Below are 24,925 nucleotides of genomic sequence, written 5' to 3' on the forward strand. Positions count from 1 at the left end.
GGTGACGGCGGAGCCAGGTGCGGCTTGGTTCGGACACTTCCTGTTCAGGGCGACGGACTGACGTGCCAGCGATGTTGTCCAACGCAAAGGAGATCGTCTCCGGTGCAACCCGCATTCTCAGTTCCGTCCGGTCATTTGTCGGCGCCAACGCCGCAAAGGGGCTGGCGTTCTGCGCATCGCGCCGGGCTGCGCCGATGACCGTCGCGCCGGGCGATCCCCTCCAACGACGCGCACCCGCCGACCCCGCGGCCCGCCGCCAATCGTCGCCCGGCCAGGACGAGGCCGCAGCCGAGCTGCAACCCACCACGCCACCCCCCTCGGCAGGCGAGCGCTCGCGCGCCCACGAGCCGGTCCCGGCGTGGCTGGACGATGGCCCCGCCCACGACCCGATCTCCGACGCCGTGATCTGGCTCGCGGCGTTCAACGGCCGCAGCATCAGCCGCGGCGCCCTGCTCGCCGGCCTGCCGATCGATGACGACAAGCTGCCGGTTCGCCTGATCGAACGCGCCGCCGCGAACGCCGGGCTCGAAGCCAAACTGGTCAAACGCACGGCCGAGGATATCCAGGCCCTGGTTCTGCCCTGCGTCATCTTCCTGGCCGGCGGCAAGCTGCGCATGCTGGTCGGCCTCGACCGGGGGCGGGACGAGGCTCGCCTCGTCAATCCCTCCACCACCGCGCCGGCCGTCACCGTTCCGCTGTCCACGGTTGAGCGCGCCTATCTCGGCTATGCGCTGTTCGCCAAGCCGGCAACCGCGCTGGACCCCCGCGTCGAAGGCACTTTCGACATTCCCGAGCGCCACTGGTTTTGGGCCGTGGTGGCGCAGTTCTGGCAGAACTACGCGCATGTCGCGGTTGCGGCATTTCTGGTGAATGTGCTGGCACTGGCCGCGCCGCTGTTCACCATGAACGTCTATGACCGCGTGCTGCCCAATGGCGCGGTGCCCTCGCTGGTGGCGCTCGCCATCGGGCTCGGTCTCGCCATCATCTTCGATTTCATCCTGCGCACGGTGCGCAGCCTGATCATCGATATGACCGGCAAGCAGGTCGACGTGTTGCTCGCCGCCGACATCTACGATCACGTCCTTGGCCTCAAGCTCGCCAACCGCCCGACCTCGATCGGCGTCCTGGCCAACCAGCTGCGCGATTTTGACTCGGTGCGCGAGTTCTTCACCTCCGGAACGGTGGTGTCGATCACCGACCTTGCGTTCGCGCTGCTGTTCATCTGGGTGCTGTTCATGATCGCCGGGCCGCTGGCCTGGGTGCCGCTAATCATGCTGCCCCTGATGCTCGGCATCGGATTTTTGCTGCAGCGCCCGCTCGATCGCGCGATTCGGAAGAACCAGGCCGAGACCGCCGCCCGCCATGGCGTGCTGATCGAATCCCTCGCCGGCATCGAAACCATCAAGGCGGCCGGTGCCGAGGGGCGCTTTCAATCGCGCTACGAACGCGCGGTCGCCGCGACCGCCCGTTCCGGCGAGGACGTTCACTTCTGGGCCTCGCTGGCGCTCACCATCGCCTCGACCGCGCAGCAACTCACCACCCTCGCCATCCTGGTGATCGGGTCGTTCCTGGTGATCGACGGCACCCTCACGGTCGGCGCACTGGTCGCCGCCACAATCCTGTCGGGACGGGTGCTGGCGCCGGTTGCCGGCATCGCCGCGTTGATGACGCGCGCGACCCAGACCGTCACCGCGCTCAGGTCGATCGACCGCCTGATGCGGCTCGAACGTGAGCGGCCGCGCGGCAGGCGCTATGTCAGCCGCGCGATTCAGCACGGCCGCATCGTCTTCGACGAGGTGTCGTTCCAGTATCCCGGCGCAATGACCAAGGCCCTCACCAAGGTCAGCATCGGTATCAAGGAGGGCGAGCGGGTCGGGGTCATAGGCCGCGTCGGCTCGGGCAAGACCACGCTCGGAAAGATCGCCTGCGGGCTCTATGACCCATCCGAGGGCCGCATCCTGATCGATGGCGTCGACAGCCGGCAATACGATCCCGCCGACCTTCGTGCCGGCGTCGGCTTTGTGCTGCAGGATTGCGACCTGTTCTTCGGCACCCTGCGCGACAACATCTTGATCGGGCGCGCCGGGGCGAGCGACGACGACATGCTCCACGCGGCGCGGCTCGCCGGTGTCGAGCCGTTCGCCGCGGCCCATCCGTCCGGCTACGACATGATGATCGCCGAAGGCGGGCGCAGCCTGTCCGGCGGGCAGCGCCAAGCGATCTCGCTGGCGCGGGCGTTGATCCGCGAGCCACGCATTCTGTTCCTGGACGAGCCGACCGCCCATCTCGACGTGCGATCGGAGGCTGAGTTCGTCAAGCAGATCGAAGCCCTCAGGCAGCGCCGCCTGACCCTGATCGTGTCGACGCACCGCTTCTCGCTGCTGGTGCTGGTCGAGCGCCTGGTGGTGGTCGACAGAGGGCATGTGGTGATGGACGGCCCGCGCGATGCGGTGCTGGCAAGGCTGCGGCCGGCACCCGCCGCCGAAGCCCCGGTAAGCAGCCATGCACAGTGACTTCTCCTTCGCCAACGACATTCGCGCCGCCGCCGAGATGCGGACGCCGCGCACGGCGAAGATGTTCCTCGTCACCACCGCCACTCTGTTCGCGACCATGCTGCTATGGGCGCACTTCGCCATCCTCGACGAGGTCCGGCGCGGCGACGGCCGGGTGATCCCCTCGCGGCAGATTCAGGTGGTGCAGTCGCTGGAGGGCGGCATCGTCGAAGCCGTGCTGGTTCGGGAAGGCGATATCGTGAAGCACGGCGATCCTCTCGCCCGCATCGACGACACCAATTTCTCCTCGCAGCTCGGCGAGGTTCGCGAGCGCCGGGCCGCCCTGCTGGCCCGCGTCACCCGGCTCGAGGCCGAAGCGCGGGGCACGCCTCCCGCCTTCCCGGCCGGTCTCGCCGCCAATGCCGTTCAGGCGGAGCAGAACGTGTTCGAAGCGCGGGCGCGCAAGCTGTCGCAGGACCTCGATGTCATTGCCCAGCAGGAAAACCAGAAAATGCGCGAGCTCGACGAGTTGCAGGCATCGGAGAAGAAGCTGGCCGAGACCTTCCAGCTGATGACCCGCGAGCTTGACCTCACCCGCAAGCTTTACCAGCAGAAGGTCGTCCCCGAGATCGAGATGATCCGGCTGGAGCGCCAGGCCGCCGAGGTGCGCGGTCAGCGCGAGGTGGTGAAGGCCTCGCTGGCCAAGGCGCTCGGCGCCATTCGCGAGGTCGGTGCCCGCCGCGACACCACCATCGGCACGTTCCGGGCTCAGGCCGAGGAGGACCTCGCCAAAAGCCGCGGCGAGCTCGCCGTGCTCGACGAAACGGTGCGAGCCGCCGCCGACAAGGTGCGCCGCACCGAGCTGCGCTCGCCGGTCTACGGCATCGTCAACAAGATCAATGTCACCACCGTCGGCGCGGTGGTGCAGCCGGCCTCCAGCATCATGGACGTCGTTCCGCTCGACGACTCGTTGCTGGTCGAAGCCCGCGTTCGTCCCCAGGACATCGCCTTCATCCGTGCCAACCAGGACGCCGTGGTGAAGATCACCGCCTACGACGCCAACGTCTATGGCAGCCTCAAGGGCAAGGTCGAACGCATCTCCGCCGACACCACCGCCGACGACAGGGGCAACACGTTCTATCGCGTGATCGTGCGCACCAAGGAGAATTCGCTGGGCTCGGTCGAGCACGCGCTGCCGATCATCCCAGGCATGGTGGCGACCGTCGAAATCCTAACCGGCCGCAAGTCCGTGCTCCACTACGTGCTGAAGCCCGTCAACAAAGTCTGGGACGAGGCGCTTCGCGAGCGCTGATCAAGCCGCTTCCACCTATCTCGGCGGCCGGCGCGAGCGCGGTTATGACCACTCCGACGCCGCCCTTTCAGCCGACGCCGACCGGTGGTCGAGCCCGCTGGAATCCCTGGGCGGCACCGGCGACTGCGACGACGACGCGATCGCCGCGTCGCGACCCCTTGTTCGGGCGACGTTTCCACGACCGGCGCACGGGCGCCGGCTTGATCCGCCGGAAACCGCATCAGACTCGCCCGCCGTCGCGGCGGTGCCGATATCCGCGGCGTTGTCAGTTGTAATCTTCTCGAAACGCTTTCCGAAAGGACGTCGCAATCGGGGCAACCATGTAATCGAACACCGTTTGTTCCCCAGTCATGATGTAGGCTTCCGCCAGCATGCCTGGAATAAGAACGACGTGCTTGTGCTTATCGATATGATTACGATCGACTTTAATCTTGACCTGGAAATAGCGCTGCTGAAGCGGACCTGTTGCGCTTTGGTCGACGATCGCATCCGAACTGACGTGTATCACCACACCTTCGAACATCGGGGTCCGGCGCGAGACATAGGAATCGAAACGCACCTCCGCCGGCAGACCGACGCGAACCACATCAATGTCGGACGGCGAGAGTTTGGCGTCGATCACCAAGTCGTCGTCGTCGGGGACCACATCAAGAATCGGTTCTCCTGCTTTGACGACCCCACCGACGGTCTTGAAGCGAAGCTGGAGAACGGTTCCGGCCACCGGGGCGACCACATCGGTGCGCGCCAGAATGTCGCCGGCGTTGGTGAGAGCGCCCTCGATCTGTGCGATCTCCCGCGTCGTCTTCATAATCTGATCGGCGTTATCTGAATAATATTTCGTCCGCAACGTGCTGATTGCCGACTGTATCTCCTTGATCTTTTGCTCGGCGCGGCTGACATCGGCGATATTCGAGCCGATGCGGGCGGTCAAATCCGCTTCGGTCCGGCGCAAGGCCAGCACGTCCGGCTTGCGGACAAGCTTCTTGTCGAGCATCGCACTCTTGTCGACAATCTCCTCCGAGATGATCTCCAGCATCCTTTCGAGACCGGCCCGTTCCATATTCTTGCCCGTTATCTCGGCCTCGATCTGCTTGATCTGCTGATTATAAATCACTTCCCTCTCAGCCAGCTCTTTCTTTTTGCTGCCGAAAAGCGCGCGCTCGTTGCCCAGAAACGCCACGAATTCTTCATTTTTCTCGTCGAGCAGACCTTGTGGAATGCGCATCCGGTCGAGGTTCTGATGGTGCGATTCAAAGCGCGCGTTCATCGCCTGCAGTCGCAGCCACTCGTCGCGCCGCGCGGTGAAGTTCGCCTTGGCCTGCGTCAGGTCGAGCCGCATCAGCACCTGGCCGGCCTGCACCCGGTCGCCTTCGCGCACGAGGATGTCGCGAATGATGCCGCCCTCAAGATGTTGAATGGTCTTCCGGCTGCCGTCGGGACTGACCACCCCCGGGGCGATCGCAGCGCTCGACAGCGGCGCCGCGACACTCCAAGCAGCGATGATCGAACAGAACACGCCGATGACAGCGGCGGCGGCCAGCGCCACCGGCCGCAGCCGCCTGGTCAGGTCGGCTGCGTGATCACCGTCCTGCAACCCCTGCATCGCCGTCAACCTCATGCGCTTCCGGGCGTCCCCGCACCGCGGGCCGCAGCCGGCATTGGGGTCTGTTGACCGGCGCGCGCGGCGCGTCCGGTCAGTTCCTGCAACACCGCTTCCCGCTCGCCGACCATGTCGAGGGCGCCGTCGCGCATCACCGCGATGACGTCGACCGGCGACAGGATCGACAAGCGATGGCTCACCAAGATCACCGTCGTCCCGCGGTTCTTGAGCGCGACGATCGCACCAACCAGCGCCGCCTCTCCTTCGGAGTCGAGGTTCGAGTTGGGCTCGTCGAGAACCACGACCCGCGGCTTGCCGAATACCGCTCGTGCCAGCGCGATACGCTGCTTCTGACCGCCGCTGAGATTGCCGCCGCTCTCCCCGAGTTCGCTGGCATAGCCGCTCGGCAGCCGCAAAATGAGGTCATGACAGCCGGCGAGCTTCGCCGCCTCGACGATTGCCTCGTCATCGGCGTTCTTGAATCGCGAGATATTGTCCTGAACCGACCCGTTGAAGAGTTCGATCGCCTGCGGCAAATAGCCGACCCATTCGGAAATCTGACCGCGATCGATGTGCTGGATCTGGGCGCCGTCGAGGCGGACATGCCCGGCGGACGGCAGCCAGGATCCGACGATCATCTTGCAGAGCGTGCTCTTGCCGCTCGCCGACGGGCCGACCAGCGCCAACACAGAACCGGCCGGCACCGTCAGCGAAACGCTCCTGAGGATCGGACGGTCGCCGCCACTGAACTTGAACGAGGCGTTTTCGACCGTCACGATGCCCTGCGGCTCGGGCAGCTTCGTCGGCGCGACCAAATTGGCATCGGCCCTGGCGATGAGGTCGTTGAGACGGTTGTAGGCCTCGCTCGCCGAGATGAAGGCGCGCCAGCTCGCCATCGACTGCTCGACCGGCGCCAATGCCCGGCCGAGAATGATCGACGCCGCGATCATCGATCCGCTGGTGATCTCGCTGTGGATGACCAGGACCGCGCCAATGCCGAGAACCGCCACCTGCACGGTGATGCGGAGGAACTTGGACAGCCCGCCGAGCTTGGCACCAAAGTCGGCGGCGGCCTGCGATGTCTCCGCGATCTTCACCGCGTTCCGCCGATACCGCCCCATCACCTCGTCGAACATGCCCATGCCATGGATGACATCGGCGCTGCGCAAAGCGGTTGCAGAAAAGGCTGCGAGCTCATTGTGCGCCTCCGACAGGCCCTGCAGCCGCCGGCGCATGCCGATGTCGTTCCAGACCGCCAACCCGAACAGCGCAACGGCAGCCAGCAGACCGATCGCCCCGAGCCAGGGATGCATGACGAACATCAGCAGAAGGAACAGCGGCACCCAGATCGCGTCGAAGAAGGGAACGATCTGCTGCCCTCCGGCGAAGGCGCGGAGCGTCGACAGGTCCCCGATCACCTGGTTGTTCAGGCGCCCGTCGGTCCGCGCATGGTGCAAGGCCGTGAACATGACCGCCATGCGCAGGGAGTCGTCGATCCAGTGGCCGATCCGCGCCAAGCCGATCCCGCGAAGCGCGTCCAGCGCGCCCAACACCCCAAGGGCGAAAACGGTGAGCAGCGTGAGATAAGCCAGCGTGGCGTAATGATGGGTCTGAACGACGCGGTCGAATACCTGCTGCATGTACAGCGGCGAGGCGAGCACCAGAATATTGATGACGAAGCTGGTGACGAGAACGAACACCACGCCATATCGGCTCTGCTGGAGCAGCGTTTGAGCCGTCGTCGTCTTTGATGTCTGCATGCGCGCACGGCCTTCGGAAACGGCGACGCCGGATCCCTGTGGCCTCGACCGGCTGCCCCCAGCGCCCAGGACGACGGCGAGGCCCAAGCCTCCCTGCGTCGTGTGAGATGGCGGGCGGTGGCCCGCCATCGTGGCCGGTGGACGATCAGACCAGAAGGAGGTCTGACGCGGTCAGCACCGGATCGCCATTCAAGGTCGCAACTTTATAGGCGTCGGCGAGGCCATCGGAACCGTTGCGGTCGAACCAAAGCTCACCAGTTTCGGCGTAGTACTTGAGCTGAGAACCGACGGCCTCAGTCCCAGACGCGATCACGTCGTCGGCGGTTCCGGCGATGTGGTCGCCACCGGTGCTCGAATAAACCACGAGCTTGGCACCGGCGAGCACGCCGGCGTCGCCGAGGCCGAACGAGTGCGTCGCCGTCCCCGCGGTGAACGCGATCTTGTCGGTGCCGACAGTGAAGTCGTTGATGGTGTCCGACCAACTCGTGGTGATGCCCGCGGTCGACACGGCATAGACGTCGCTTCTCAAAGCTCCGCTCTCCGACGTCCAGCTGTACTGGACGATGTCGTGACCGTCGCCCGTGGCGATGATGTCATTTCCGGTGCCACCAACGAACCAGTCGTCGCCGGAGCCTGCGGTCAGACTGTCGTCGCCGGAACCACCGTCGAGCTGATTGACGCTGCCGTTGCCGGCATTGAGCGTGTCATTGCCGGTGCCGCCGACCAGCACGTCGTTGCCACCCGCCCAGATTGCCGGATCCGGATTGCGATCGCCGGTCGTCAGAGTGTCGTTGCCGCCGCCGCCGTCGACGAAGTTGTTGCCATATCTGAACATGCCACCGAGGACGGAACTCTCCCCGTCTTCGGCGGTCAGATCGAAGGTGTTCGAAAACCCGTTCAGCCGTTCGAGAACCGTGACCCCGCTGAACTTGATCTGTTCGGCGATCGTGAAATACTGCTGGACGATAAAACTCGCGCCGAGAGCGTCGGTCACTCTGACAAAGAAGGAGTATCCCAGAACGTCGGGCTCCACTTCGCTGACCTCGTTTTCCGGATCATAGCCATAGCCCTCAACGGTGAGATTCGTCGGATCCAGAATCTTAACCAACCCGGTGCTGTCGATCGAGATCACACCATCGTCGTTATCAACCAGTTCGAACGTCAATGCCTGTTGCGGTTCTCCATTGTTCCTCACATCGAGCTTTCCGACCACGTAGCCGATGCGCGAGAACTCCGCGACGATCGGATTCGTTACGACGCCATCCTCGTCCACGCCGCCCATGAGCGACCAACTGATATCGTCCGGCGTATCGTTCACGCCGTCGATGTTGATCGTCAGGGTCGTTTCCGTCCTCTCGACCCCGTCAAACGTCGCCACCGTGAAGACGTCCGTGGCGTGCTCGGTCAAGGCGTCGATCGCCGCGGCATTCGGATCGTAGATGTAGGTGCCGTCCTCGTGCACGGTCAGGGTGCCGTAGGTGCCGACCTTGATCGCATCGGTGCTGCCGTCCTCCTTCACCACCATGTAGCTGAGAGGGTCGTTATCGACGTCGTACCCTTCAAGCCGACCAATGATCGGGTCGAAGTGGACGTCCTGGCTCGCCGTCTCGACGATTGTCCCCGCGGAATGAGCCTCCAAAGTCGGCGCGTCATTTTCACCGGCGATGGCGACGGTGATGACTTGGCTGGCGGTGCCGTCCGCCGACCACACCGTGATGGTGTCCGCAAGCGTGCCGCCCACCCCCAGCGCCTGCACCGCCGGGGCGGCGTTGTTCAGCGTGTAGCTCCACACCCCGGCCGCCGACACCGCGAAGGTGCCGTAGCCGGCATCGCCCGCCGTCCCCGCCGCAATCGCCTGCAGCGTGGCCTCGCCGGCGTCGACGTCGGCGATCGCCAGCGTACCGGTCGCCGTCACCACGGTATCCTCGACCACCGCGCCGGACACCGTGCCCGCGATCGTCGCCACGTCGTTGGTGCCGGCGATGGCGATGGTGATGAGCTGGCTGGCGGTGCCGTCCGCCGACCACACCGTGATGGTGTCTGCAAGCGTGCCGCCCGCGCCCAGCGCCTGCACCGCCGGGGCGGCGTTGTTCAGCGTGTAGCTCCACACCCCGGCCGCCGACACCGCGAAGGTGCCGTAGCCGGCATCGCCCGCCGTCCCCGCCGCAATCGTCTGCACCGTGGCCTCGCCGGCGTCGACGTCGGCGATCGTCAACGTGCCGCTCGCCGTCACCACGGTATCCTCGGTCACGGCGCCAGACACCGTGCCCGCGATCGTCGCCGCGTCATTCACCGGGGCTATCGTCACCGAGGCGGTCGCCGGCGATGCGTCATCCCGGCCCAAATTATCAACCGCCGCGAATTCGAAGGTGGCGGTGCCGCTCCAGTTGGCGGCAGGCTTGAAGTAAACAATCGCGGTGTTGCCGACGGCGCCGACGGTGCTGCCTTCCGAAATAACCGTGAGCAGCGCAGCGTCGCTGAAAAGCGTGCCGCCCACGGGCACGCTCACCAACCTGAACGATGCCACCGAGCCGTCGCTATCGCTGGCAGACAGCGTGACAGCGACGGAGGCGGCATCTTCAAGACCAGAACCGGTGACGGTGTCGGTCTGGGGCGCAACGTTCAGGATGTTGGCCAAGGCGACATCGACCGTTCCGATACCGGATATATCGGCGAACCGGAAATACTCGACGCTCGATACGGTATCGATACCGTCATAGTTCGAGCTCGGAGCCCGATTATCCGAGACAATTATGCGTCCGGACGAATCTCGCGCGATCGTATAGTCGCTCCATTTTCCCGAGAACACGGCTGTGTCGGTTTGTGCGCCACCGGTCAGCGTGTCGTTACCAAGACCGCCGATCAACGTGTCGTTGCCCGCACCGCCATCAAGCGAGTCGCTGCCTTCCTCGCCGTAAATCGTGTCGTTGCCGTCGGCGCCTCGGAGCGCATCGTTGCCCTGACCACCGAAGATGTCATCATCGCTCGGCGAGCCGTTGATGGTATCGTTGCCGCTGGTCCCATTGTAGGTCGCCATTGGACGTTCCTGGATTTCTCTGAACGACGTCGTTTCAGACGTAGGCCGTTTGGCTGCCGTTCCATACGACGCGCATAATGTCGTCGCCCGCCGTAGCCCCCACCACTGTCAGCTGAGCAATCGACACGCCCGCTCCACTCGAAATATCCGTGACACTAACAGTGCCAGCGAGATTCGAACCCACTCCACCAAGAAGGTCGGAGAGCGTTACTTGGGTGATGCCGTCGTCGAGAATGATATCCGCCGAATCCTTTCCGGCCTCATAGAATTTTGAAAGATCAAGCGTATCAACTTCGCCACTTCCAATCGTGAAGTCGGAGATTGCGACCGCAGGATTGCCGGTGCCAAAAATGAAACTGTCACGGCCCGCGCCGCCGACGAGGCTGAGGTTGTCGAGGCCGGACGCCGTGGTCAGGCCAGCCACGTCAAAGATGTCGTCGCCTTGCCGGCCGTCGAGCACAAGATGTTCGTAATTCGTCGCCAACACCTGTTCCATGTTTCCAATGAAATCGACGGTGAAACCGCCACCGATCTGGTCCGCTACCAATATCCGATCGTCCCCCGGCGAAATCGGATCAACATAAAGCTCTCCCTCAACCGTCAGCGTCGAGCCCGGCCCCGTCCCGTATATCTCAACTCGTTCGATCTCTGTCGCTTGAACGTGCTGCGCGCCACTCCAGCTCACGTCGAATGCGAACCCGCCGGTCTTGGTCACGGTCGCGTCTCCGACCGACACCGCCTCGACCGTATCGCCGCCGAACAGCAGCACGCCGAGTTCCGTTCCGCCGATAACCGTCGCCGCGACGCTGTCCGGCCCGAACGTGAAGCGGTCCTCGCCCGCGCCCCCGCGCAGTTCGACCGCGCCAATGCCGCTGTTGAGGCCGGACGCCGAAGTCAGGCCGGTCAGGTCAAAGGTGTCGTCACCCTGCCGGCCGTCCACAACCAGCCGCCCGTAATTCGTCGCCGACACCTGCTCCAGGTAATCGAGGAACTCGATGGTGAAACCGCCGCCGGACTGATCCGACAGCTGAAGCCGTTCATCTCCAGGCCAGAGCGGATCGATCTCAACATCTTCCCCCGCAACCGTCAGCGTCGAACCCAGGCCCGTGCCCGAAATCACAACGCGATCGACCTCGGTTGCATGAACATGCTGCGACCCGTTCCAGTTCACGTCGAACGCATACCCGGCGATCTTGACCACCTCGGCGTCGCCGACCGACACCGCTTCGACCGTATCGCCGCCGAACAGCAGCACGCCAAATTCCGTTCCGCCGATAACCGTCGCTGCGGCACTGGCCGACCCGAACGTGAAGCGGTCCTCACCCGCGCCCCCGCGCAGTTCCACCGCGCCAATGCCGCTGTTGAGGCCGGACGCCGAAGTCAGGCCGGTCAGGTCAAAGGTGTCGTCGCCTTGCCGACCGTCGATAACCAGCCGGCCATAGTCGGTCGCCGACACCTGCTCCAGGTAATCAAGAAAATCGATGGTGAAGCCGCCGGACTGATCCGCCACCACGATCCGCTCGTCCCCGGGCGAGATCGGATCGACCTCCATATCGTCGCCCAGAACCGTGAGGACCGAGCTTGGTCCCGTCCCCGAAATCTCAACACGTTCGATATGGGTGGCGGACACATTCGCCGTGGCCGCGCCGTTGGCGAAGACATCGAACGACCCCGCTCCTGACGACGCCCCGGTCTTGTCGATGAGCGCACCGACGACACCGGTCACCTGCAGAACGTCGAGGGCAAGATCGCTGTTGCCGCCATCGAACGTGACATTCGACGTTGCCGCGGACGCCAGGAGCCGGTCGGTGCCAGTTCCGCCCACGACCGTGATCGCGATCGTCGACGACGACGCATCGGCCATATCGGCGCCGTCACCCAATGCGAGGGTCTTTCCGGCATACAATGTGGAAAGTGGCGTCCCAGCACCCGCAAGCGTGACCCGATCGTCGCCGTCGCCAGCATCGAAATAGTTGCCATCCTCGAACCAGTTCGCATCGGCCGCCGGATCGTTCGCGATCGCGCCGAGATCGACGGTGTCGCTGGTCGCGGTGAAAACGCGGTCGAGTTGGCCGACGACAGCGATCGACGCCGTCTCGGTCGTGGCGCTGTAGGCGGTATCGCCGCCGACGGCCGACACCGCTGCGATCGTTCCGGACGGGACGGAGGAAACGCCGTCGAACGCGCGAAACATGATCGTCGGGGCGGAGATGTGGGACGGATTGGCCTCGGCAACCGGATTTCCGTTCACGTCGAACAATGTCGGCGAGGTCGTCTGCACATTGGCGGCGGGAACGAAGCGAACCAAATCGGTCGGGACCAGATGCAGCGCTTCGCCGGCCGCAAGCGTAAAACTGGTCCAGGCTCCGCCTGCCGACTTGAACTGCCATGTGCCGTGGCTTGCATCGATGGCGACGATCGCGATCCCGATGCTCGCACTATCGACGTCGGTTGCGTGCCCAGCCAGCATGGTGGCGACGCTGGTTCCGGGATCGCCGGAACTGTCTTCGTTCACGGGCACGAGGTTTTCATGTCCGCTCAGGACCGGCGCGTCGTTCACCGGCGTGAGGTCCAGCGTCGCCACCGACGACGCCGTCAACGCGCCATCGGTCGCGGTGTAGGCGAACCTCGCCTCGCTGTCGTCGTCGAGCGCCCCGCTATAGCGCCACGTCGTCGCGTCGAGCTGCGCCAGCGTGCCGTTGCCGCTGGTCAGCACCAAAGACGCGATCGTCGCCGCCGGGCCGTCGACGTCCGAGACCCCGGCCAGCAGCTGCGCCGCCGTGATCGTCACCGAGCCGTCCTCGGCGACCGCGCCGAGCGCGACCGCGGACGCAACCGGCGCGTCGTTCACCGGCGTGAGGTCCAGCGTCGCCACCGACGACGCCGTCAACGCGCCATCGGTCGCGGTGTAGGCGAACCTCGCCTCGCTGTCGTCGTCGAGCGCCCCGCTATAGCGCCACGTCGTCGCGTCGAGCTGCACCAGCGTGCCGTTGCCGCTGGTCAGCACCAAAGACGCGATCGTCGCCGCCGGGCCGTCGACGTCCGAGACCCCAGCCAGCAGCTGCGCCGCCGTGATCGTCACCGAGCCGTCCTCGGCGACCGCGCCGAGCGCGACCGCGGACGCAACCGGCGCGTCGTTCACCGGCGTGAGGTCCAGCGTCGCCACCGACGACGCCGTCAACGCGCCATCGGTCGCGGTGTAGGCGAACGTCGCCTGGCTGTCGTCGTCGAGCGCCCCGCTATAGCGCCACGTCGTCGCGTCGAGCTGCGCCAGCGTGCCGTTGCCGCTGGTCAGCACTAAAGACGCGATCGTCGCCGCCGGGCCGTCGACGTCCGAGACCCCGGCCAGCAGCTGCGCCGCCGTGATCGTCACCGAACCGTCCTCGGCGACCGCGCCGAGCGCGACCGCGGACGCAACCGGCGCGTCGTTCACCGGCGTGAGGTCCAGCGTCGCCACCGACGACGCCGTCAACGCGCCATCGGTCGCGGTGTAGGCGAACCTCGCCTCGCTGTCGTCGTCGAGCGCCCCGCTATAGCGCCACGTCGTCGCGTCGAGCTGCACCAGCGTGCCGTTACCGCTGGTCAGCACCAAAGACGCGATCGTCGCCGCCGGGCCGTCGACGTCCGAGACCCCAGCCAGCAGCTGCGCCGCCGTGATCGTCACCGAGCCGTCCTCGGCGACCGCGCCGAGCGCGACCGCGGACGCAACCGGCGCGTCGTTCACCGGCGTGAGGTCCAGCGTCGCCACCGACGACGCCGTCAACGCGCCATCGGTCGCGGTGTAGGCGAACGTCGCCTGGCTGTCGTCGTCGAGCGCCCCGCTATAGCGCCACGTCGTCGCGTCGAGCTGCGCCAGCGTGCCGTTGCCGCTGGTCAGCACTAAAGACGCGATCGTCGCCGCCGGGCCGTCGACGTCCGAGACCCCGGCCAGCAGCTGCGCCGCCGTGATCGTCACCGAACCGTCCTCGGCGACCGCGCCGAGCGCGACCGCGGACGCAACCGGCGCGTCGTTCACCGGCGTGAGGTCCAGCGTCGCCACCGACGACGCCGTCAACGCGCCATCGGTCGCGGTGTAGGCGAACCTCGCCTCGCTGTCGTCGTCGAGCGCCCCGCTATAGCGCCACGTCGTCGCGTCGAGCTGCACCAGCGTGCCGTTACCGCTGGTCAGCACCAAAGACGCGATCGTCGCCGCCGGGCCGTCGACGTCCGAGACCCCGGCCAGCAGCTGCGCCGCCGTGATCGTCACCGAGCCGTCCTCGGCGACCGCCCCGAGCGCGACCGCGACCGCAACCGGCGCGTCGTTCACATCGGCGGTCGTCGTCGCCGACGTTCTGCTTTCAACGTTGCGCGAGCCCTCGGTCGCAACCGGCGTCGGCAGCGGCAACTCATCGCCCGACGCACCGGCAGCCAAACTGCCGGCGGCCACATTCGGCCTCTGACCCGACGGCGTTAGCGGATCGATCACCGGAGAGCCGAATTCGAAGCCACTTTGGACTTCGACGACTCTGGCGATCGCTCCCGTCGCGGGAATCGCCGAGGGATCGGTTCCTATCGGAAAGACGCCGGCGAATTCCTGCCCCGGCAGCGTCTTATCGGGGCCAAGCTGAAGAGAAATGTCCTGGAGCGGCTTGCCATCGGCACCGAAAAACGGCTGTAGAGCAACGGCCGCTTTGTCCGGAAATACAATAACCAACCGCTCGCCGAGGCGGACGAGCGTGATATTGTCAAACGCAATGTCGGAAAGATCGAGCGTTACACCCGGCTCAACTCGAATTGCGACAGCCTCACCGCTTGCCGGCTTAACAACTTTCAGGACGCGCTGACCTTGCGGGTTCGAGCCTGCCGCAGGCGGGCTCCCCTCCAATTGCGCAACCGTGACGCTCGCGTTCATGAGCCGCTCCAGCCGACAAAGCCTGCCCCTCGCGAGGGCAATCGCTGCTCTCTCCAATTGAATTCAACGTATTGTTAATGTCGCAAATGGTCAACTTGTGGATGCAGCCGATGTCGAACTTGTGTTATTTCCATTTCAGTTTGCAGGAGCAACCGCAGCGGCATTAAATTCTACAAGTATCTGCTTTAGCTTGTTTTTTATTCAAGATCAGCGACCGTGACCATGGGTCAGCGCGTGAGTGACGTCTTCCGTCATGGCAGGACTTGGCGATAATTGTCGCGCTTAAGTTGCAAACTTGCCTCCGCGGCGGCGGCGGGACATCTGTCGGTGAGTACCTGGCCGCCGGCCGCCCGATCGTCTCGTTCCGTCAGTGTGCGCAGTACGCCCGAATGCGGGCGTCGATAATGGCCTCGCCCGGCGGCACCAGGATTGGGCTAACCCCGCGCTATCGGCACAGTTCCGCATCCGCCCAGGCAGATCGCCGGCAACAGGTTACAGAACGGCGATAACGCGAAGGCGGCCCCGCATGGCGGAAAGCCACGGCGCGAGATCGGTGGCGGTGGCGAGCTGGCCACTTTTCTCTTTTAAAATCAATAATATCAATGTCCTGCGCCCGAAGCCGACTGTCAGCTGACGCCGCTACCGGTTTAGGCCCCCGGCGAGGTTCACCGGACGCAGACCGAGCTTCTACCGGCTCGACGAGACGATCCGTGGCGAGGTCTCCTGCCGCTTCCCGGCTCCGGGGCGGCTTCCGTTGGATCGGTTCGGCATGGCTCTCCCACGGCTTCCGGATGATCACTTCGTGATCCCGGAAACAGCCACGCCGAAAGATCCTTGATCGGAAAGAGATTTTCCGGCGACCGGACGACGAAAATCCGGCCTGATCGGCCGGATTCCGTATCACCGCAAAACGTGTCCGTTCCGAGCGACCCGGCGGTTTCATCCACGGCCGATCGGAATCCCGGTGGCCAGGTCAGGCGGTTTCCGGACGTCTGACGAGATCTCCCGAAAACCGCGTCACTTGGTGTTGTCGCGGGCGGAGCGGTCGGCGCCGCTGTCGCGGCCGGCGGCGACGCGTCCCGGCGAGAAGATCCGGTTGAGCCAGTTGTCGTCGAGCTTGTCGTCGCCGATCACGCCGTAGGGCTGATCGGGCGAAGGCGTCTGCAAGCCGGGCGGCGGCTGGGTCAGACGGGTGCGATCCGGCTCGCCGGTGAAGACGATCTTCTCGTCCTTCTTCATGCCCCAGCCGGTGAAGCCGAGCTGGCCCGGTGACAGCCGATCGTTGGCGCCCTCGAAATAGTCGCTCGACTTCTGCGGCTCGTCGTCCTTGGCCTGCTTGGTGCGGCCGCGGCGGATCTCGTCGATGCCGAGGGCGCGGCCGGAGTCGGTGCGCAATACCGGCCGGCTGACGTCGGCCTCGGCCGCGGCCTTGGCGCGCACCACGTCCGGGTCGCGCGGCCAGGCCGGATTGGCGGCCGCGGCGTCATCGGTGCGCGGCGGCGGCAGCGCCTCGGTCGAGGGCGGCACCACCAGCGGCGCGCGCTCGCGATAATCGATCGGCGGCTTGTTCTCGATCAGGCCGACGCCACCGAGCAGGTTCTTGATGACCTTCTGCTCGATGGAGGGCTCGTCGTCCTCGGCACGCGCCCCGTTCGGCAGCGCCACCGCGGCCAGGACGACCAAAGGAAGAATGCGACGCACGAAACCTGTCTTCATCGCGACACTCCCTCAAATTCTGCCGTCTTCAGGACTGGTCCCTCGGCTCGACAGCACCCGCGATCCGCGCGGACAAGCTGAAGGCCTATCCCTTGCCAGTCATGCCGGCTTTTTTGCGGCGGGCCCCAGCAGCGCGTCATAAAGCAGGAGGATAACCCCCAACACGATCGCGGCATCGGCCAAGTTGAATACATACCACCGAAAGCTGCCGACGTGGAAGGAGAAGAAGTCGGCCACCGCCCCCCACAGCACGCGGTCGATACCGTTGCCGAGTGCACCGCCGATGACAAGGCCAAGGCCGAGCGCGGTGGGCCGGGTCTCGGCCTTGAGCAGCCAGGCCCCGAACACCACGGCGGCCGCCGCCTTGATGGCGACCAGCACCCAGCGGCCGACCTCGCCGTCCTGCTGGAACAGGCCGTAGGAGATGCCCTTGTTCCAGGCCATTACCAGATCGAGATAGGGCCCGACCGACACGATGCCGCGGTCGGCGATGTCAAAGCCGAACAGCATCCACAGCTTGAAGCCCTGGTCGAGCGCCAGGGTGAAAAGGATGGCGATCAGGCCGAGGGTGAGATGACGAGGACGGGTCACGGGCGGGCCGGCGGTGCGGGCGTGGACGGAACGGTCGGCGGGGCGACCTGCGGAACTTGGGCAGGACCTTGGGCCGGCGCGGCGTAAGGACCGGGGACGACGATGATGGTCGACTGTGGCGCTGTGGAAGGCTGCGGCGTGGGGGCGGCCTGCTTGGCAGCGTAATCGGCGATCTGGAAGGTGATGGCCACAATCGCCAAGGCGACGGCCAACATGAGCGCGACCGAACTGATCACCACGGTGACCAGGAACTCGCGGCTGGGCAGGGTGGCGGTCTTCTCCGCAACGACGGCGTCCAAGACCTCGCGGCTGGGCAGAGCGACGATCTTCTCCACCAATCTATCCAACTTTCCCTCGATGCTTTCGAGGCGCCGATCGACGGAATCGGCACGCACTTCGAGCTTGGCAAGACGTTCATTCATGCCACTAGATCCCGGCCCATCACCGCCACCCGACCCGGCATCAGGCGGACGAGGCAGCATCTCGCGCGGGTAAAAAGGGACAATGTCCGCCATCATGCCGCTGCCTTCGATGTGAACTTCCTTAGAAATTCAATCAAAACCGCATTCTGCTCCTTAATTCTATTTTGAATTTCACGCCCCTTTGAGACTGACGCGCTTAAACCATCCTGATGAATCGAGTTTATATAGTTCATCATCGCCGCATTTAGCGTAGAACTATTTAAGTGAAGGGCTATCAAGAACGTCAGATCGCCGCGGGTCAGATTGACCACTTCGGCCATGTCCCCGCGATAGAATTCATCCAGCGCGGCTTCCAACTCCTTTGCGCGATCGGAATCGCGAGCGCTGACGTCGTCCATCTGCCTCTCCTCCCGCAGGCGGCTTAAGCCGCCTGCGCCGCCTGCCATTCTCGCATCGCCTGCGCGTCGCGCAAGGAGATGTCCGGAAACGCCGGGTCGGCGCCGACATCGGCGGTGATGCGCCAGGAGCGGGCGCACTTGGTCCCTTCCGCCTTGGCCGGCACCACCGCGACGCCTGGCACCTCATCGAGCCGGAAGGCGTCGGCCGGGCCGGCACCAGCCTCAAGCCTGAGGCCCGAGGTGATGCAGGCTTCGGCGAAATCGACGCTGGCGATGGTGGCGCTGAGCGCCTCCTCAGTGATGAACACCACCGGCGCGGCCTCAAGGCTGGAGCCGATGCGCTTGTTCGCCCGCTCGATCTCCAGCGCGCCGGTGACGACGCGGCGCACCCGCCGCACCTGCTCCCACTTGGCGGCCAGCGCCTCGTCGCGCCACTCGGCCGGGATAGCCGGGAACAGCTCCAGATGCACCGAGCCCGCGCCGTAGCGCGCCAGCCACGCCTCCTCCGAGGTGAAGGACAGCACCGGCGCCAGCCACGTCACCAGCGTGTCGAACAGGCGGTCGATCACCGTCAGCGCCGCCTTGCGCTTCTTTGACGAGATCGGCTCGCAATAGAGCGCATCTTTTCGCACGTCGAAATAGAACGCCGACAGGTCCGCGGTCATGAATGCGGTCAGCGCGGCGTGGATCTTCTTGTAGTCGAAGTCGGCATAGGCCTGCCGCACCACCGGATCGAGCAGGGCGAGCTCATGCAGCATCAGCCGCTCCAGCTCCGGCATGTCGGCAAAGGCGACGCGGTCCTCGTCGCGGAAATGGGCGAGCGAGCCCAGCATCCAGCGCAGGGTGTTGCGGAGCTTGCGGTAGGTGTCGGCGGTGGTTTTCAGGATTTCCGGGCCGATGCGCAGATCGTCGGAATAGTCCGAGGCGCACACCCACAGCCGCAGGATGTCGGCGCCCGAGGCCTTGATGACGTCCTGCGGCGCCACCGTGTTGCCGAGCGACTTCGACATCTTGCGGCCGTCCTCGTCCAGCACGAAGCCGTGGGTCAGCACCACGTCGTAGGGCGCGCGGCCTCTGGTGCCGCAGCTCTCCAGCAGCGAGGAGTGGAACCAGCCGCGGTGCTGGTCGGAGCCCTCCAGATACATCACGGTGTCGAGGCCGCCGTCGCGGATGCGCTTGATGCCGGCAAGGCCGGGGAAGTGCACCGGGTCTTCCAGCGTATAGGCGTGGGTCGAGCCAGAATCGAACCACACATCCAGCACGTCGGTGACCTTCTCCCAGGCCGCGGGGTCATGCTCGGGCGCAAGGAAGCGCGCGCCGTCGGCATCGGCGAACCAGGCGTCCGCGCCTTCGTTGGCGAAGGCGTCGGCAATGCGGGCGTTGACGGCCTCGTCCTTGAGGATTTCGCCGCTCTCGCGGTGGACGAACACGGTGATCGGCACGCCCCAGGCGCGCTGGCGCGACACCACCCAGTCCGGGCGGTTCGAAATCATGCCGGTGATGCGGTTCTCGCCAGTGGCGGGCACCCAGCGCGTCTCGCTGATCGAGCGCAGCGCCACCTCGCGCAGCGTCTTACCGTCGAGAGACGGGGTTGGCTTGTCGAGGGCGATGAACCACTGCGGGGTGTTGCGGAAGATCACCGGCTTCTTGGAGCGCCAGGAGTGCGGGTACTGGTGCTTGAGCTTGCCGCGGGCGATCAGCGCGCCGGCGTCGGTCAGCGCCGCGATCACCGCCTTGTTCGCGTCGCCCTGCTCGCCCTTGTGGGTGAGCACGCGCTTGCCCTCGAAGCCGGGAGCGTCCTTGGTGTAGGCGCCGTCGGCGTCGACCGGATAGGGGATGGTCGGATCGATGCCGCGCGCCTCGAGCAGGCGCCTGGAGGCCATCCAGATCTCGAAGTCTTCGCGGCCGTGGCTCGGCGCGGTGTGGACGAAGCCGGTGCCGGTGTCGTCGGTGACGTGGTCGCCGTCGAGCAGGGGGACGTCGAAGGTGTAGCCGAGCGCGGCGAGCGGGTGGGCGCAGCGGACACCCGCAAGTTCCGCGCGCGAAACGTCCGACAGACGTTTGAACGCGGACACACGCGCTTGTTTGAAAACCTCATCCGCAAGTTTGTCAGCTAAGACCAACTTGTCGCCGACCTTCGCCCAGTTGTCCGCGGGCGCTTCCGTCACCTCATAGAGGCCGTAGGCGATGCGGGACGAGAAGCTGATGGCGCGATTGCCGGGGATGGTCCACGGCGTGGTGGTCCAGATGACGACGGAGGCCCCGATCAGCTTGGCGAAGCTTTCTTGGCTTTTCTGAGCTAGTGCTTCGCTTGCTTCCGCGGAGCCATCAGTCCACGCCACAGCACCGCCAGCTGTGTACCGGACCGGAAACTTCACCCAGATCGTATCCGAGACGTGGTCCTCGTACTCGACCTCGGCCTCGGCCAGCGCCGTCTTCTCGACCACGCTCCACATCACCGGTTTCGAGCCGCGATAAAGCTGCCCGGTCACCGCGAATTTCATGATTTCACAGGCGATCTGCGCTTCCGCCGCAAAGCTCATGGTCGAGTACGGGTGGTCCCAGTCGCCGATGACGCCGAGGCGCTTGAACTCGGTGCGCTGCACGTCCAGCCAATGCTCGGCGAAGGTGCGGCACTCTTTCCGAAACTCCACCACCGGCACCGCGTCCTTGTTCTTGCCCTTGGCGCGGTACTGCTCCTCGATCTTCCACTCGATCGGCAGGCCGTGGCAGTCCCAACCCGGCACGTAGTTGGAGTCGAAGCCCAGCATCTGCTGGGACTTGGTCACCACGTCTTTCAGGATCTTGTTCAGCGCGTGGCCGATGTGGATGTTGCCATTGGCGTAGGGCGGGCCATCGTGCAGCACGAATTTCGGCCGACCGGCGGCGCTCTGGCGCAAGCGCCCGTAGAGGTCGCCCTCCTCCCAGGCCTTGAGCAACTCGGGCTCCTTCTGCGGCAGGCCGGCCCGCATCGGGAACGCGGTCTGCGGCAGGAACAGGGTCTGGGAGTAATCGAACGCGGTATCGGCCGAGGCGGCCGTGGTCGAGGCGGCCTTGGCGTCGGCGGCGTCTAGCTTGGTCATGGCGATCTGGGCTCGGGCAGCAAAGGGACGAATTCGGGCGGGACCATCATCCCGACCCCCGACGGACCGTCAGGCCCGGCCGGAGGCCGGGCGGCGAATTCGTGCCGCAAAGAGACTATCGACGGGCGCGCGCTGCATGGCGTTCCTCTTAGCAAGCCCGGCGCCGCGGATAAAGCGTCCCGGCGGCCGTTTGCCGGCCGCCGCCGCCCGGCACCCGCAAAAAATCCGCAAGTCGGGCAACCAGCGGCGCGGGGGAGCGGCCAGCCGCCGGCCAGCTTCAGACGGCGCAGCGGTGAGGCGCCGGCGCCAAACAGGCCGCCCAGGCCAGATACGAAAATCCGGCCAGAGCGGCCGGATTTCGCAACCTTTGCGGGGGTCGACGCGATGATCCGGGGGGGGCGGACAATCACGTCGCAATCCCCGCCAATGCGCTCACGCCGCGCGCTCGGCGTCCTCGCTGCGCAACTGGAGCAGGAAGTCGCGCACCTCGTTTGCCAGGCGGTCGGACTGGCGGGCGAGGTCGTCGGACGCCGCCAGCACGTCGGAAGCCGAGCGGCCGGTCTCGTCGATCGCCGATGACACCCCGGAGACGTTGCCGCTCAGGACGCCGGTGACATTGGCGGCGCGCTGGATGCTCTCGGCGATCTCGTGGGTCGCGGCGCTCTGCTGCTCGACCGCGGAGGCGATCGACCCAGTGACCGCCTCGATGTCGTTCATGGCGTGCGACACGTCGCGGATGGCCTCGACCGCGGTCTTGGTCGAGGTCTGGATCGCCGCAATCTGGCGGGCGATCTCCTCGGTCGCGGTCGCGGTCTGGGCGGCAAGCGACTTTACCTCGCTCGCCACCACCGCAAAGCCCCTGCCGGCATCGCCGGCACGGGCCGCCTCGATGGTGGCGTTGAGCGCGAGCAGGTTGGTCTGGGCGGCGATGGCCTGGATCAGGTCGACCACCGCGCCGATCTTGGCGCCGGCCGCGGCCAGGGTCTCGATCTCCTTCACCGAGGACTCGGTGGTGGCGCCGGCCTTGGTGATCACCGTGCTCGCGGTCGTCACCTGGCGGGCGATCTCCTGGATCGAGGACGACAGCTCCTCGGCGGCGCTGGCGACGGCCTGCACCGAGGCGGAGGTTTCGTCCGACGCCCCGCTGGCGGAGTTGGCCTGGCGGGAGGCATTGCCGGCGATATCCTCCAGCGAGCGGGCGGTGCCGCGCAGCCGGGCGGTATTGGCGCTGACCGCCTCCAGCACGTCGGTAACCGAGCCGCGGAAGCTTTCCACCGCCGCCTCGACCCGGCGGTTGTTGCGGTCCTGCTCGGCTTGGATGCGCGCCCGCTCGGCCATCAGCCGCTCGCGTTCGAGCGCGGTGTCGCGGAATACCGACACGGTGCTGGCCATCTCGCCGATCTCGCCGATCACCGCCTTGCGCGGGATCTCGATCGCGGTCGAGCCATCGGCCAGCTCCTTCATGCAAGCGTTGAGCGCCTTGAGCGGCCGCGAGATCGCCTGGTCGAGCCGGAAGGCGAGGCCGAAGCCGAGCAGCAGCACGGCGAGCGACACCGCGCCGAACACCATCTTCGACCACCATTGCAGCACATCGAGGTCGGTGCGGTCGACGCCGAGCGCGACCACGCCGACGGTCTTGCCGTTGAGGTCGGCCAGCGGCGCGTACTGGATCGCCAGCGAGGAGCCGTCCAGCACGACGTAATCGTTGCGCACCGGCGCCGCCCGCGCCCCGTTGAGCTCGGCGGCGGTCGGCGCAAAGCCGTTGGGGAAGGTCGAGGCGAGCTGGGTCAAGCCGCCGTCGCGCTCGATGAACAGCGCCACCCAGGTCGCGGTGCGCTGGGTGAACTCCATCGCCAGCGTTTCGCCGAACGTAATGCCGAACTCGACCGAGCCGATCGCGGCGCCGTTGTGCTGAACTGGGATGACGCCGCGGATGCTGGCGCCGGCGACACTGTGCTCAAGGCCGTGGACCTCGGTGTTGCGCTTGTTGGCCTCGACCACGGTCGGCCGCGACGAGCTCAGGTCGTCGCCGAACGCCTCCGGCTTGTCCATCCGCAGGAACGAGTTTGCCGGGGCGGTGTGGAACTGGAACTGTTCGACGCCGTCGACCTTGAGCTGCTCGAACGCCGGCCCGAACATTGCCGCCAGCTTGGCCCGGTCGCGGCTCGCAAACGCCTCGGTTGCATCCGGCAAATTGGCGGTGAGCCGCGCCAGCGACAGCGCCCGCAGCGACTGGGCCGAAACCTCGCTCTCGAACCGCGCCGACTCGCTGGACAACCGGCTATGCAGGCTTTCAGAGACGATTTTTCCTGTGAACCACCAACTGGTCGCGAAAAAACCTACTGCGGCCACCGCAAGGCTGCCGCACATTGCCACCGTTAAACTGGTTTGAAGCCTCATTTGTCCCCCCTTTTATCGCGCGGAATGTGCGACCGAGAAGACTAAGAGATGGTAAGCGGATCAGTTGGCGTTCGCTGATGTGGCAAAAAATTTTGCCACAAAACCCCAAAGAAAGAATTATTTCCCGTTGTCGGCGACCGTTACACCCTGCGGTTTTGGCCGTCGGGGCAGCGCGCTACCGCTACCCCTGCGTTGGTAACGGCAACGAAGTGCCGGTGGAATCGCCGGCGAGCGCCAGCCGCGCCGCGGCCGTATCTGCATTCATTTGCTGCACCAGCGCGTCGACGTCGGCGAATTTGCGCTCCTCGCGCAGGCGGGCGTGAAAAGTGACCGCCAGCTCCGCACCGTAGAGATCGCCGGAGAAATCGAACAGGAACACCTCGAGCAGCGGCGCGCCGTTGTCGAAGGTCGGCCGCCGTCCGAAATTGGCCACGCCGTCGTAACGGCGGCCGCCGACATCGACGCGCACTGCATAGATGCCATGCGCCAAGCCACAGGCCGGATCGAGCCTTATGTTCGCGGTCGGGTAACCGAGCGTGCGGCCACGCTGGTCGCCGCGGATCACCGAGCCGATGACGAACCAGGGGTAGCCGAGCAGGTCGTTGGCGTCCTCAAGGCGGCCGGAGCCGAGCAACTCGCGGATGGCGCTGGAGGACACCGCGCGGCCGGCGTGGTGCAGCGGTCCGACGATGTCGACGGCGAAGCCGCGCCGCGCCCCGGCATTCGCCAGGAAGGCGGGCGAGCCGCCGCGGGCGCTGCCGAAATGGAAGTCGAACCCGACCGCCGCCCCCGCGATACGGAACCGCGCCACCAGGATTTCGTCGACGAAGCGGGTCGCGGTGATGGCGGCGAGCGCGGTATCGAACGTCAGCACAATGGCGGCGTCGCAGCCGGCGCGCTGGAGCGCCGCCAGCTTGACCGGCTCGGGCGTCAGCCGGAACAGCGGCACGTGCGGCGCGAACACCGCGCGCGGATGTGGCTCGAACGTCAGCGCCACCACCGGCCGGCCGAGCGCCCGCGCCCGCTCCGCCGCCGCTGCGATCACCGCACGATGGCCGCGATGGACGCCGTCGAAATTGCCGATGGCGACGACGGCGCCGATCAGGTCGGCGGGCACGGGCTCGGCACCGCGAACCACCCGAAAGGACGGCACGAGAAGGGGATTGAACGGAGTCATGGAGTGCACGGTGACTGCGGGCCGCGACCGGCGAGCCGGACTTGCG

General features: G+C 65.8%; 13 protein-coding genes. 2 read left to right on the plus strand and 11 right to left on the minus strand.

The window, feature by feature from the left end; all coding sequences use genetic code 11:
• Nucleotides 1-71: 71 nt before the first annotated feature.
• Nucleotides 72-2,513 (plus strand): type I secretion system permease/ATPase, encoded by a 2,442-nt coding sequence (locus BVIR_RS13095; RefSeq protein ID WP_236823608.1) that lies wholly within the window; start codon nucleotides 72-74, stop codon nucleotides 2,511-2,513.
• Nucleotides 2,503-3,804 (plus strand): HlyD family type I secretion periplasmic adaptor subunit, encoded by a 1,302-nt coding sequence (locus tag BVIR_RS13100; protein WP_055038059.1) that lies wholly within the window; start codon nucleotides 2,503-2,505, stop codon nucleotides 3,802-3,804. Before BVIR_RS13095 ends, BVIR_RS13100 begins: the two co-directional genes overlap by 11 nt.
• 265 nt (nucleotides 3,805-4,069) lie before the next feature.
• Here the strand turns inward: BVIR_RS13100 and BVIR_RS13105 are convergent, their stop codons facing one another.
• The 11 genes from BVIR_RS13105 to BVIR_RS13155 all read right to left on the minus strand — a co-directional run bounded on the left by BVIR_RS13105 (nucleotide 4,070) and on the right by BVIR_RS13155 (nucleotide 24,879).
• Nucleotides 4,070-5,422, minus strand: a complete 1,353-nt coding sequence (locus BVIR_RS13105) for an HlyD family type I secretion periplasmic adaptor subunit (protein WP_082417126.1) — start codon at nucleotides 5,420-5,422, stop codon at nucleotides 4,070-4,072.
• Nucleotides 5,419-7,164 (minus strand): type I secretion system permease/ATPase, encoded by a 1,746-nt coding sequence (locus BVIR_RS13110; protein ID WP_055038061.1) that lies wholly within the window; start codon nucleotides 7,162-7,164, stop codon nucleotides 5,419-5,421. The genes BVIR_RS13105 and BVIR_RS13110 overlap by 4 nt, the downstream gene beginning before the upstream one ends.
• A gap of 145 nt (nucleotides 7,165-7,309) precedes the next feature.
• Complete coding sequence (locus tag BVIR_RS13115; protein WP_055038062.1) at nucleotides 7,310-10,201, minus strand: VCBS domain-containing protein; 2,892 nt, start codon at nucleotides 10,199-10,201, stop codon at nucleotides 7,310-7,312.
• Between the two features lie 34 nt (nucleotides 10,202-10,235).
• Nucleotides 10,236-15,092, minus strand: coding sequence for a cadherin-like domain-containing protein (locus tag BVIR_RS13120; RefSeq protein ID WP_082417130.1), 4,857 nt, complete (start codon nucleotides 15,090-15,092; stop codon nucleotides 10,236-10,238).
• A gap of 1,017 nt (nucleotides 15,093-16,109) precedes the next feature.
• Nucleotides 16,110-16,808, minus strand: a complete 699-nt coding sequence (locus BVIR_RS13125) for a hypothetical protein (RefSeq protein WP_055038064.1) — start codon at nucleotides 16,806-16,808, stop codon at nucleotides 16,110-16,112.
• A 99-nt stretch (nucleotides 16,809-16,907) separates the two neighbouring features.
• Nucleotides 16,908-17,399, minus strand: coding sequence for a signal peptidase II (lspA, locus tag BVIR_RS13130; RefSeq protein WP_055038065.1), 492 nt, complete (start codon nucleotides 17,397-17,399; stop codon nucleotides 16,908-16,910).
• On the minus strand, nucleotides 17,396-17,821 hold the full coding sequence (locus BVIR_RS13135) for a hypothetical protein (protein ID WP_055038066.1): 426 nt from the start codon (nucleotides 17,819-17,821) through the stop codon (nucleotides 17,396-17,398). Before BVIR_RS13135 ends, lspA begins: the two co-directional genes overlap by 4 nt.
• Before the next feature lie 92 nt (nucleotides 17,822-17,913).
• Entirely contained in the window at nucleotides 17,914-18,219 is a 306-nt protein-coding gene (locus tag BVIR_RS13140; protein ID WP_145911962.1) for a hypothetical protein, read from the minus strand.
• Between the two features lie 23 nt (nucleotides 18,220-18,242).
• On the minus strand, nucleotides 18,243-21,302 hold the full coding sequence (gene ileS / locus BVIR_RS13145) for an isoleucine--tRNA ligase (RefSeq protein ID WP_055038068.1): 3,060 nt from the start codon (nucleotides 21,300-21,302) through the stop codon (nucleotides 18,243-18,245).
• A 432-nt stretch (nucleotides 21,303-21,734) separates the two neighbouring features.
• On the minus strand, nucleotides 21,735-23,702 hold the full coding sequence (locus BVIR_RS13150; protein WP_082417132.1) for a methyl-accepting chemotaxis protein: 1,968 nt from the start codon (nucleotides 23,700-23,702) through the stop codon (nucleotides 21,735-21,737).
• A gap of 181 nt (nucleotides 23,703-23,883) precedes the next feature.
• Nucleotides 23,884-24,879 (minus strand): bifunctional riboflavin kinase/FAD synthetase, encoded by a 996-nt coding sequence (locus BVIR_RS13155; RefSeq protein ID WP_055038070.1) that lies wholly within the window; start codon nucleotides 24,877-24,879, stop codon nucleotides 23,884-23,886.
• Nucleotides 24,880-24,925: the final 46 nt, after the last annotated feature.

Origin of the sequence: Blastochloris viridis, from assembly GCF_001402875.1 — a bacterium.
Taxonomy (GTDB): domain Bacteria; phylum Pseudomonadota; class Alphaproteobacteria; order Rhizobiales; family Xanthobacteraceae; genus Blastochloris; species Blastochloris viridis.

Coding starts and splice junctions, on each gene's coding strand:
- BVIR_RS13095 (WP_236823608.1), top strand. CDS start 72: ATGTTGTCCAACGCAAAGGAGATCGTCTCCGGTGCAACCCGCATTCTC.
- BVIR_RS13100 (WP_055038059.1), top strand. CDS start 2,503: ATGCACAGTGACTTCTCCTTCGCCAACGACATTCGCGCCGCCGCCGAG.
- BVIR_RS13105 (WP_082417126.1), bottom strand. CDS start 5,422: ATGAGGTTGACGGCGATGCAGGGGTTGCAGGACGGTGATCACGCAGCC.
- BVIR_RS13110 (WP_055038061.1), bottom strand. CDS start 7,164: ATGCAGACATCAAAGACGACGACGGCTCAAACGCTGCTCCAGCAGAGC.
- BVIR_RS13115 (WP_055038062.1), bottom strand. CDS start 10,201: ATGGCGACCTACAATGGGACCAGCGGCAACGATACCATCAACGGCTCG.
- BVIR_RS13120 (WP_082417130.1), bottom strand. CDS start 15,092: ATGAACGCGAGCGTCACGGTTGCGCAATTGGAGGGGAGCCCGCCTGCG.
- BVIR_RS13125 (WP_055038064.1), bottom strand. CDS start 16,808: ATGAAGACAGGTTTCGTGCGTCGCATTCTTCCTTTGGTCGTCCTGGCC.
- BVIR_RS13135 (WP_055038066.1), bottom strand. CDS start 17,821: ATGAATGAACGTCTTGCCAAGCTCGAAGTGCGTGCCGATTCCGTCGAT.
- BVIR_RS13140 (WP_145911962.1), bottom strand. CDS start 18,219: ATGGACGACGTCAGCGCTCGCGATTCCGATCGCGCAAAGGAGTTGGAA.
- ileS (WP_055038068.1), bottom strand. CDS start 21,302: ATGACCAAGCTAGACGCCGCCGACGCCAAGGCCGCCTCGACCACGGCC.
- BVIR_RS13150 (WP_082417132.1), bottom strand. CDS start 23,702: ATGAGGCTTCAAACCAGTTTAACGGTGGCAATGTGCGGCAGCCTTGCG.
- BVIR_RS13155 (WP_055038070.1), bottom strand. CDS start 24,879: ATGACTCCGTTCAATCCCCTTCTCGTGCCGTCCTTTCGGGTGGTTCGC.